Below are 10,900 nucleotides of genomic sequence, written 5' to 3' on the forward strand. Positions count from 1 at the left end.
ACCCGCCCGGCCGCCGGTTCACCCGGCAGGAGGTGTACGGCAGGGCGTACGGCGCCCGCGCGTGATCCGCTGGTCGCGTGTCCCTGTTGCCCGAGCCCGTGCGCCGGTTCGCCGCCTGGTGCGCCGTGCTGCTCCTGGCCGCGGGCGTCGGCTGGGTCTGCGTCCGGCTCTGCTCGGAGCTGCGCACCGCGGTGACCCCCGTCCTGCTCGCCCTGCTCGGCACCGCCCTGCTGGGGCCGCTGTACCGGCGGCTCGTCACGGCCGGCGTGCAGCGCTCCCTGGCCGCCGGCCTCACCTGCGTCGCCGTCGTCGCCGTGGTCGGCGGCGCGGTGTACATCGTCGTGGCCGCGCTCATCGACACCGGCGGCCAGATCGCCTCGTCCCTGAAGAACGCGGCGAAGTCGCTCGCCCGGCACTTCGGCGCCGCCGGGACCTCCCTCGACGACCTCGCGGGCAACGCCAAGGAGCTGCTGGCCAAGTTCGGCGGGACGGCCGCCTCCAACGTCATCAGCGGGGTGAGCGTGGTCGCCGAGGGCATCGCCGTGGCCGTGCTCGCGCTGCTGCTCGTCTTCTTCTTCCTGCGGGACTCGCACCTCTTCGTCGACTCCCTGCGGGCGGTGGCGCCCGGCGACAGCGCCGACATGCTGGAGGCCATGGCCCGCCGTGCCTTCCAGGGCGTCGAGGGGTTCATGCGCGGTACGACCGTCATCGCGCTGATCGACGCCGTCTGCATCACCGTCGGCCTGCTGATCCTCCGGGTCCCCGGCGCGGTCGGGCTCGGCGCGCTGGTCTTCGTCTTCGCCTACATCCCCTACCTCGGCGCCTTCATCTCCGGTGCGGTGGCCGTGCTGGTCGCCCTCGCCGACCGGGGTTTCGTCATCGCGCTGTGGGCGCTCGGCGTGGTCCTCGCCGTGCAGGTGCTGGAGGGACATGTGCTGCAGCCCATGATCCAGAGCCGGACCGTGCAGCTGCATCCGGCGGTGGTGATGCTGACGATCACGGCGGGCGCCTCGGTCGCCGGGATCCTGGGCATGCTGCTGGCCGTACCGCTCACCGCGGCCGCCTTCGGGGTCGTGCACGAGCTGAGGGCCCGGTACGCGAGCACCTGACGGTGCCCGGCCCGGCCGCCTAGGCGCCGTCGTCCCCGTGCCTCTCGTACAGCTCGAACCAGATGCTCTTGCCCTCGCCGCGCGGGTCGACGCCCCAGGCCTCCGCCAGGATCTCCGTCAGGACCAGGCCGCGGCCCGAGGAGGCCAGCTCGCCGGGGCGACGCTTGTGCGGGAGGTCGTCGCCGGCGTCCGTGACCTCGACCCGCAGCCGGCGCTCCGGTGCCTGCCCGGAGACCTTGGCGAGCAGCAGCGCGTCCGCGTCGGTGTGGACCAGGACGTTCGTGAGCATCTCGGAGACCAGCAGCACCGCCGAGTCGACCTGGTCGGGCGAGCTCCAGTCGTGCAGCAGCTCACGCACGTGCTGACGGGCCTCGGCGACGCGCTCGGGCTCGTCCTGGGCCACCGACAGCAGGGTGCGGCGGATCCGGGGCCGTACCGTCAGGGAGTCGTCGCCGCGTCCGGCACCGGGGCGGGACAGCAGCAGGACCGCGATGTCGTCCTCGCGGCGGTCGGCCAGCGGCCCGGTGGTGTGGTGCGACCTGGGGCCGTGCACGGCCTCGACCAGGCCGTCGGCCATCTTCTCCAGGTCCCCGTCGTGGTCCTCCATGATCTCCCGGACCCGCTGCCAGCCGCTCTCCATGTCATGGCCGCCGGTCTCGATCAGGCCGTCGGTGCAGAGCATCATGACCTCGCCCGGTTCGAGGGTGAACCGGGTGGTCGGGTAGTCCGCGTCCGGGTCGATGCCGAGCGGCAGGCCGCCCGCCGTCGGCCGCCGCAGCACCGTGCCGTCGGCCATCCGGATCGACGGGTCGAGATGGCCCGCACGGGCGATCTCCAGCACCCCGGTCGCCGGATCCGCCTCGACGTACAGGCAGGTCGCGAAGCGCGTGTCGGTGATCTCCTCGTCGTAGGTGATCCCGTGCAGGAAACGGGAGGCGCGGGTCAGGACCGCGTCGGGGCGGTGGCCCTCCGAGGCGTAGGCGCGCAGCGCGATCCGGAGCTGGCCCATCAGGCCGGCGGCCCGGACGTCGTGGCCCTGGACGTCACCGATGACCAGGGCGAACCGTCCGGACGGCAGCGGGATCATGTCGTACCAGTCGCCGCCCACCTGGAGGCCGCCGCCGGTCGGTATGTAGCGGGCGGCCACGTCCATGCCCGGTATGTCGGGGCCCAGCGTCGGCAGCATGGAGCGCTGGAGCCCGTCCGTCAGCTCCCGCTCCGAGTCGGCGATCCCGGCCCGCGACAGGGCCTGGGCCAGCATCCGGGCCACCGTGGTGAGCACGGACCGCTCGTCGGGCGTGAACGACACCGGATAGGCGAAGCCGGCCATCCAGGCGCCCATGGTCCGGCCGGCCACCGTCAGCGGCAGGAAGGCCCAGGACCGCCGGCCGAAGCGCTCGGCGAGCGGCCAGGTCACCGGATAGCGGGACTTGTACTGCTCGGGCGAGGAGAGGTACACGGCCCGCCCGGTCCGCACCACCTCCGCCGCCGGGTAGTCGGTGTCCAGCGGCATGCTGGTGAAGGGGCTGTCCTCGTCGATCTGCTGACCGTGATGGCCGATGATCGACAGCCCGTCGCCCTTGGCGCCGAAGACGGCCAGACCGTCCGGGGAGAAGCCGGGCATCGACAGGCCTCCGGCGACCCGCAGCACCTCCTCGGTGGACCGCGCCTCGGCCAGCGCCCGGCCCGCGTCCAGCAGGAAGGCCTCGCGGGAGCGCCGCCAGTCGCCGGTGACCGGATGCTGGGCCGCGGTGCCGGGAGACGGCTCGGAGACTTCTTGGATGGTGCCGGTCACCCGGTAGACGCGTTCCTTGACGTCGTACACCGGCCGGAACCGGCTGCGTACGGTCCGGATCAGCCGGCCCCGCTCGTCCATGACCCGCAGCCGTACCTCACCGAGCGTGCCCTCGGTGGCTGCCAGCCGGGTGATGCTGGTGTTCTCGTTCCAGTCCACGGGGTGGAAACGGGAGCGGACCAGGGCCTCGGAGAGGATCGACGGTTCGGCCGGCAGCCCTATGAGCCGCGCCGCCTCCGCGTCCGCGGTGACCAGCCCGGTGGCCGTGTCCCAGTGCCACAGCCCGGTCGCGAGGGCGGCAAGGACGTCCTCCACGGCGGGCAGGGGCTCGCCAGTTCGCATTGCCCCACTTTAGGAAGATGAGATCGAAAAAAGCTACTGATCACCGACCTGTTAATGGGGGGAGGCGGCCCTGGGGGGCCCGGTACGCTGGGTGGTGTTTCACGTGAAACACCAGGCTGACTCCACACCCCGATCCGCGAAGGCTGGATGAACCACGATGCATCGGTACAGGTCCCACACCTGCGGCGAGCTCCGCTCCTCTGACGTCGGCACCGACGTCCGGCTGAGTGGCTGGCTGCACAATCGGCGCGACCTGGGCGGCATCCTCTTCATCGATCTGCGCGATCACTACGGCATCACCCAGCTGGTGGCCCGTCCGGGCACGCCCGCCTACGATGCCCTGGACAAGCTCAGCAAGGAGTCGACGGTCCGGGTCGACGGCAAGGTCGTCTCCCGCGGCACCGAGAACATCAACCCCGACCTGCCCACCGGCGAGGTCGAGGTCGAGGTCGGCGACGTCGAACTGCTCGGTGCCGCCGCCCCGCTGCCGTTCACGATCAACGCCGAGGACGGGGTCAACGAGGAGCGGCGCCTCGAGTACCGCTTCCTGGACCTGCGCCGCGAGCGCATGCACCGCAACATCATGCTGCGGACGGCCGTGATCTCGGCCATCCGCCACAAGATGGTCGCCCTCGGCTTCAACGAGATGGCCACCCCGATCCTCACCGCGACCTCCCCCGAGGGCGCCCGTGACTTCGTGGTGCCCTCCCGCCTGCACCCGGGCAAGTTCTACGCGCTGCCGCAGGCCCCGCAGCAGTTCAAGCAGCTGCTGATGATCTCCGGCTTCGACCGCTACTTCCAGATCGCGCCCTGCTTCCGCGACGAGGACGCCCGCGCCGACCGCTCGCCGGGCGAGTTCTACCAGCTCGACGTCGAGATGAGCTTCGTCGAGCAGGAGGACGTCTTCCGCCCGATCGAGCAGCTGATGACCGAGCTGTTCACGGAGTTCGGCGGCGGACACGAGGTCACCTCGCCGTTCCCGCGGATCCCGTTCCGCGAGGCCATGCTCAAGTACGGCTCCGACAAGCCGGACCTGCGCGCCCAGCTCGAACTGGTCGACATCACCGACATCTTCGAGGGCTCCGAGTTCAAGGCCTTCGCCGGCAAGCACGTCCGCGCGCTGCCGGTGCCGGCGGTCCAGGACCAGCCCCGCAAGTTCTTCGACCAGCTCGGCGACTACGCCGTCTCGCAGGGCGCCAAGGGCCTGGCCTGGGTCCGCGTCGCCGAGGACGGCTCGCTGTCCGGCCCGATCGCCAAGTTCCTCACCGAGGAGAACGTCGCCGAGCTGACCAAGCGGCTCCAGCTGGCCGCCGGTCACGCCGTCTTCTTCGGCGCGGGCGAGTTCGACGAGGTCTCGAAAATCATGGGTGCGGTGCGGGTCGAGGCCGCCAAGCGCGCCGGGCACTTCGAGGAGAACGTCTTCCGGTTCTGCTGGATCGTCGACTTCCCGATGTTCGAGAAGGACGAGGAGACCGGTCGGATCGACTTCTCCCACAACCCGTTCTCCATGCCCCAGGGCGGCATGGAGGCCCTGGAGACCCAGGACCCGCTGGACATCCTCGCCTGGCAGTACGACATCGTCTGCAACGGCGTCGAGCTGTCCTCCGGCGCCATCCGGAACCACGAGCCGGACATCATGCTCAAGGCGTTCGGCATCGCGGGCTACGACGAGGAGACCGTCGAGCGCGAGTTCGCCGGCATGCTGCGCGCGCTGCGCTTCGGCGCCCCGCCGCACGGTGGCATCGCCCCGGGCATCGACCGCATCGTGATGCTCCTCGCCGACGAGCCCAACATCCGCGAGACCATCGCCTTCCCGCTCAACGGCAACGCCCAGGACCTGATGATGGGCGCGCCGACCGAGCTGGAGGAGGCCCGCCTGCGCGAGCTGCACCTCTCCATCCGGAAGCCGCAGCCGAAGTAGCGGCCGCCCCGAGGTCGATTCTCGGCCCCCTTGCGCACGGGAGTGCGCAAGGGGGCCTTTTTCTGGAGTCGTTGGCACCGAGAGGCCTCGCGGCCCCAACAGGACGACGGAGTTGAAGGTCCCTCCTGCATCAACGCGGACAAGCTCCGCCAGGACGTCACCGAGGACCAGGAGGGCATCCCCCTGCACCTCACCCCCAAGGTGATCGACACCGAGACCTGCGAGCCGCACGGCGGGAGATCCAGGAGGCGGGCGCCCGGGACTCGTGCATGAGCCGCCGGGCGTCCGCGCGCCGTTCATCCCGGCCGGGTCACGTGTCGTACGTGCCGTCCCAGGGCTCCGTGAAGCCCAGGTTGTCCGGGTAGAGCTCGGCCCAGCCTCCGTCGTCGTCCTCCTTGGCGACCAGGCCGAAGAACACGCCGTCCACCGTGAGCTGGAACGGGCGTATCGCGATGTCCGTGTACGTCCGCTTCGGAAGGCTGCGCAGCATGCCCGCGAGGTGCGCGCGGGCCCGCGTCAGCACCGAGTCGGCGCCGTCCGGGTCGCGCTGCCGCTCGGCCCAGCTGCCCGCGCACCAGATCTGCGAGTCGCGGTAGTGGCCGTCGCCGTCGAAGAGATGCAGCACCGCGTAGAGCCGTTTCTGCTCCTCCCAGCCCTCGTCGAGCCGGAACCCCTCGGGGAACGCGTACGTGACCGACGCCAGGAACTGTCCGTCGGAATAGCGGCCGATCGCATCGGTACGGCCGTGTGGCTCGTAGGCGATCGGGATGAACTCAGGGGTCATGGCGAAACCATACGGAGGTGTCGTGGGTGTGCGGGGATCGGGGCGGCCCGTTCCCGCGCCGGTCTCTTCGGCAGGCAAACAACTGCCCGCGTCAACTTTTGCCGCCTGCCCCTGGGATGGGCACCACCCTGGGGAAAAATTCACGGCATCGTTGTCGACCTGCACAACAGGAGGGAGAGGGCTGCGCCGTTGAGGGCCTGTTCGGTGGACCGCGCGACGCCCGTGGCCTGCCTGGTCGGCTCGGGAGATGCGGCGCAGGGCGGGAAATGGAGCCACGGGTGTGCATGTCAGGGCGCTGAGGCGTGCGGGAGGGGGCTGGTCAGGTCCCCTCGGGGAGATGGGATCGGCAGTCTCGGCAGCGGCCGGGGGTTGGTGCGCGGAAAGGGCGGTCGCAGCCGTCGCAGGTCTGGAAGGGGTGTCTGGGCTCCGGGGCGGTTGCGGTGGGGGAACGGAACGCGGGCAGCGGTGGGAGTTGCGCGGCCAGGCGGTGGGCCAGGAAGGCGGCCGGGCGGATCAGGGGTTCGTTCGGCAGGTTCTCGGTGAGCGCGTGGCGTACGGCTGTCGGGGCGATGTCGCGCTCCAGCCAGGCGGCGACACCGGGCGCGAGGTGCTCGGCGTCGGTGGCCGAGAGGAGCAGGCGGGGGTCGCGGCGACGGAGGCCGGCGAGCACGTCGAGGGCTGTCTGGAGGAGGGCGGGGGCGCCGATCGAGGGCTGCGGTACGGCGGGGAGGTGCTTGCGGGGAGGGGGCTTGTCGGTGGGGGCCGCGCGGCGGGTGGTCGTGGTGCGGGGTTCGGCGGAGGCGGACCCGTGCCCAGGCTTGTTGCAGGACACCGTGCGGGTGACGATGCGGCCCGTGGACGTGCGCTCGCGGGTGCGGCGGAGGTAGCCGTGGGTTTCGAGTTCGTTCAGGGCGCTGGCGATGCGGGTGGGCCCCTCGGGGAAGCGGCAGGCGAGGGTCTTGATGTCGACGGCGGTGCCGGGTCGTACCGACTGGATGTAGGTGGCCAGCCCGATGGCGAGCAGCGACAGCTCCGGGTGCTGGGCGAGGTGGTTGCCGATCACGACGAAGTTCTCGGTGTGGCGGGCGTTGTCGTGAACGACGCCGGAGTGCGGCCGCGCGGGAGGGTGGTTTTTCCCCGGGATTCGGGACTGGGCGGGCGAGGGCGCGCTAGGGTTTTCGGTATCCATCGGGAAGCTCCTACTTCCTCGGTGGTCAGGCCCCCGCACTGGGATTGCTACTCCCGGCGGGGGCCGTCGCATGTCCGGGTCGGGCCTTGCTGCGCTGAGCGTAGGGCAGGCAACCGGTCCCGAATCCAGCTGAGTTGGACATATTCACTCGCGGGAGTGAGTTTGCCCGGCGGGAGGGAGGGAGGGGTGGGGTTGGGTGGGGTGCTTTCTCCCCGATGGGTGGTGCATAGGGAGCGCAGGTCCGACCGGAGCGTGGCGGGTCAGGCTCCGGCGATGTCCGTCGCGGGGAGGCCGAGTTCGGCCCACGGCCGGATCCGCCTGCCGGGGGGAGCGGCGGCGCTGGCGCCTACGGTGACTGTCCTGGCGTTGTCCGGTGGTGTCCGGGATTGTCTCTCGTTGATCTCCCCGGCTCGTCGTGCCGAGGGGTCGGCCGAAGGCCCGGCGGAGAGGGTCCTCCCGCCGGGCCTTCGATGTGCGTGCGGTGCGGGGCTACTCGGCGACCGCGCCGCCGAACCGCTCCTTGTACGTCTCCAGGTCCTCGTCCGTGAGCTTGGCGAAGAGGACCGGCGGGACGGTGAAGGGGGTGCCGGCGGGGACGGCGACCAGCGCCTTCGCCTCCTCGGCGGTGACCCAGGCAGCGGTGTCGTCGCCGAGCGCGAACGCCTCGCGCATCGTCTTCGCCGTGGCCGGGATGAAGGGCTCCGAGACCACCGCGTAGAGGTGGATCAGGTTCATCGCCGTACGCAGGGTCAGGGCCGCGCCGTCCTTGTCCGTCTTGATCTCCAGCCAGGGAGCCTTCTCCTCCAGGTAGGAGTTGCCGGCCGACCACAGGGCGCGCAGGGCCGCGGCCGCCTTGCGGAACTGGAGGGACTCCATCTGCGACTCGTACTCGGCGAGGAGCTCCGCGATCTGGCCGCCCAGCTTGGCCTCCGCCTCGCCGGGCTCGCCGCCCGCCGGGACCTCCTCGCCGAACCGCTTCTTGGAGAAGGACAGGACGCGGTTGACGAAGTTGCCGAGGGTGTCGGCCAGGTCCTTGTTCACCGTGGCGGTGAAGTGCTCCCAGGTGAAGGACGAGTCGTCCGACTCCGGGGCGTTGGCGATCAGGAAGTAGCGCCAGTAGTCGGCCGGGAGGATGGCGAGGGCCTGGTCGGTGAAGACACCGCGCTTCTGGCTCGTGGAGAACTTGCCGCCGTAGTACGTCAGCCAGTTGAAGGCCTTGACGTAGTCGACCTTCTTCCACGGTTCGCGCACGCCGAGCTCGGTGGCCGGGAACATCACCGTGTGGAACGGGACGTTGTCCTTCGCCATGAACTCCGTGTAGCGGACGTCGGTGTCGACGTCGTACCACCAGGACTTCCAGTCGCGGTCGGCCGGATTCTGGTCGGCCCACTCCTTCGTCGCGCCGATGTACTCGATCGGGGCGTCGAACCAGACGTAGAACACCTTGCCCTCGGCCGCCAGCTCCGGCCAGGTGTCGGCCGGGACCGGGACGCCCCAGTCCAGGTCGCGGGTGATGGCGCGGTCGTGCAGGCCCTCGGTCAGCCACTTGTGGGCGATGGAGGAGGCCAGCTGCGGCCAGTCCTTGTCGTGCTTCGAGACCCACTCGCGGACCTCGTTCTCCAGCTTGGACTGGAGCAGGAAGAGGTGCTTGGTCTCACGGATCTCCAGGTCGGTGGAGCCGGAGATCGCCGAGCGCGGGTTGATCAGGTCGGTCGGGTCGAGCACGCGGGTGCAGTTCTCGCACTGGTCGCCGCGGGCCTTGTCGTAGCCGCAGTGCGGACAGGTGCCCTCGACGTAGCGGTCCGGCAGGAAGCGGCCGTCGACCGGGGAGTACACCTGGCGGATCGCGCGCTCCTCGATGAAGCCGTTCTCGTTCAGGCGGCGCGCGAAGTGCTGGGTGATCTCGCGGTTCTCGGCGCTGGAGCTGCGGCCGAAGTAGTCGAAGGCGAGCGCGAAGCCGTCGTAGACCGCCTTCTGGGCGTCGTGGGCCTGCGCGCAGAACTCGTCGACCGGGAGTCCCTGCTCCTTGGCGGCGAGTTCGGCGGGGGTGCCGTGCTCGTCCGTCGCGCAGATGTAGAGGACCTCGTGGCCGCGCTGGCGCAGGTACCGGGAGTAGACGTCCGCCGGGAGCATGGACCCCACCATGTTGCCCAGGTGCTTGATCCCGTTGATGTAGGGAAGGGCGCTGGTGATGAGGTGTCGAGCCATCGGGGGCTGCTCCCAGGTCGGTTTTGTTGCTGCTTTTGCGAACCTTGAAATCGTAGCCGACATGTGTATGCCGCCCGCCTCCCGTTTTACGGGGTGAGAAGCGGGCGGCACGGGGTCTCACGGTGGAGCCGGGGTGGGGCCCGCTCTCACGGGCCCGTGCTTACGGGCGCCAGTCGATCAGTACGCCGTCGTACAGCTCCGCGTCCGTGAGTTCCAGCGGGGTCGGGCCCGCGTGGAAGAAGGCCGCGTTGCGGGTCTTCAGCTTCCGGAGGTAGTCGAAGGCCTTGTTCTCGTGCTCGCCGAACGCGACGAACGAGAAGAACACCGAGGGGTGCGAGGTCGCGGCGGCGGTGAGGGACTGGGTGGCGGGGGTCTTCGCGTCGGGGGCGCCGTCGGTCTGGAAGACGACGAGCGCCGGGGTGCCGGGGGCCTTCGCGGCGACGTTCTCGTCGTAGTGCGCCAGTACGGCCGCCACGGCGGCGTGGTAGCTGGTGCGGCCCATGCGGCCGAGGCCGGCGTGCGCCACGTCGATCGCGTTCTCGGGGGAGGCCGGGGTGAGGTCGGTGGTGCCGTCCACCTCGGTGGAGAAGAAGACGACGTGGACCGAGGGGGTCTCGGCGTCCGGGGTGAGCCGGGCGGCGAGCGCGAGGGTCTGGTCGGCCAGGGCCGCCGCGGAACCGTCCTTGTAGTACGCGCGCATGCTCGCGGACCGGTCGAGGACGAGGTACGTGACGGCGTGGGTGCCGGTGAGTCCGGCCTTGGCGAGAGAGGCGGCCGCGGCACCGTCGTCCACGGGGTGCTCTGCGCCGAGGGCGGGGGTAGCGGCGGGGACGACGACCGGTTCGGCGTCGGCTTCCGGCGCAACCTCGGTGACGGCCGCGGCTTCCGGCTCGGCGACCGGCCCGGCCTCGGTGGCGGCGGCCGTGACGGGCTCGGCCGCGGGCTCCGGCTGCGCGTCGGCCTCGACGGCAGTTTCCGGCGCGGGCTCGACCTCGACGGAGGCCTCGGCGTCGGCCTCGGCCTCGGGCTTGGCTTCCGGTACGGCGACCGGCTCCGCCTCGGGTTCGGCGACCGGTTCGGCGGTCACCTGCGCGGCGGCTTCGGCGGGCTCCGCCTCAGGCGTCGGCTCGGCGACCGGTTCGGCGACAGCCTGCGCCGCGGGCTCGGACTCGGTGGCCGCCTCGGCAGCCGCTTCGGTCTCGGGCTCGGCGGCAGCCGCCTCCGGCGTGGACTCGGTGACGGCCGGGGCGACCGGCTCGGCCTCGGTGGTCACGTCGGCGGCGGCAGCCCGGGCCGAGGGCTCGGCCTCGGGCTCGGCTTCCGGCTCGGTGGCGGCGACGGCCTCGGCGTCGGCGGTGACGGCGGCTGCGGCCTCCGTCGACTCGGCGACGGCCTCGGGCTCGACCTCCGTCGTGGGCGCGGCGGCAACTTCCGCCTCCGGCTCGACCTCGGGCACGGGCGCGGCGGCAACTTCCGCCTCCGGCTCGACCTCGGGCACGGGCGCGGCGGCAACTTCCGCCTCCGGCTCGACCTCGGGCACGGGCGCGGCGGC

7 protein-coding genes and 1 pseudogene are annotated in these 10,900 nt (G+C 71.2%); 3 read left to right on the forward strand and 5 right to left on the reverse strand.

Going from position 1 to position 10,900, the window contains the following annotated elements:
- The first annotated feature begins 77 nt into the window (after positions 1-77).
- Positions 78-1,109 (forward strand): AI-2E family transporter, encoded by a 1,032-nt coding sequence (locus tag ACIRQ9_RS01985; RefSeq protein WP_404166084.1) that lies wholly within the window; start codon positions 78-80, stop codon positions 1,107-1,109.
- A 19-nt stretch (positions 1,110-1,128) separates the two neighbouring features.
- On the opposite strand, the gene ACIRQ9_RS01990 is transcribed toward ACIRQ9_RS01985, so the two are convergent.
- Positions 1,129-3,246, reverse strand: coding sequence for a SpoIIE family protein phosphatase (locus ACIRQ9_RS01990; protein WP_404166086.1), 2,118 nt, complete (start codon positions 3,244-3,246; stop codon positions 1,129-1,131).
- A gap of 157 nt (positions 3,247-3,403) precedes the next feature.
- On the opposite strand from ACIRQ9_RS01990, the gene aspS reads away from it, so the two are divergent.
- Both aspS and ACIRQ9_RS02000 read left to right on the forward strand, forming a co-directional pair.
- The gene (aspS, locus tag ACIRQ9_RS01995; RefSeq protein WP_404166088.1) at positions 3,404-5,167 is read left to right on the forward strand and encodes an aspartate--tRNA ligase; all 1,764 of its coding nucleotides are present in this window, start codon (positions 3,404-3,406) and stop codon (positions 5,165-5,167) included.
- A gap of 114 nt (positions 5,168-5,281) precedes the next feature.
- Positions 5,282-5,395, forward strand: a pseudogene (locus ACIRQ9_RS02000) (dioxygenase); the annotation flags it as partial.
- A gap of 82 nt (positions 5,396-5,477) precedes the next feature.
- On the opposite strand, the gene ACIRQ9_RS02005 reads toward ACIRQ9_RS02000, so the two are convergent.
- From ACIRQ9_RS02005 to ACIRQ9_RS02020, 4 genes are all read right to left on the reverse strand, one after another.
- Positions 5,478-5,951: a hypothetical protein gene (locus ACIRQ9_RS02005; protein WP_404166090.1), complete on the reverse strand. Its 474-nt coding sequence runs from the start codon at positions 5,949-5,951 to the stop codon at positions 5,478-5,480.
- Positions 5,952-6,270: 319 nt separating this feature from the next.
- Positions 6,271-7,140, reverse strand: a complete 870-nt coding sequence (locus tag ACIRQ9_RS02010; protein ID WP_404166092.1) for a helix-turn-helix domain-containing protein — start codon at positions 7,138-7,140, stop codon at positions 6,271-6,273.
- A 489-nt stretch (positions 7,141-7,629) separates the two neighbouring features.
- A complete protein-coding gene (metG, locus tag ACIRQ9_RS02015) occupies positions 7,630-9,348 on the reverse strand; it encodes a methionine--tRNA ligase (protein WP_404166094.1) in 1,719 nt (572 codons plus the stop codon).
- 160 nt (positions 9,349-9,508) lie between these two features.
- Positions 9,509-10,846, reverse strand: a complete 1,338-nt coding sequence (locus tag ACIRQ9_RS02020) for a VWA domain-containing protein (protein WP_404166397.1) — start codon at positions 10,844-10,846, stop codon at positions 9,509-9,511.
- Between the last annotated feature and the right edge of the window lie 54 nt (positions 10,847-10,900).

Source organism: Streptomyces sp. NPDC101237 (genome assembly GCF_044767465.1).
GTDB classification, from domain to species: Bacteria; Actinomycetota; Actinomycetes; order Streptomycetales; family Streptomycetaceae; genus Streptomyces; species Streptomyces gramineus.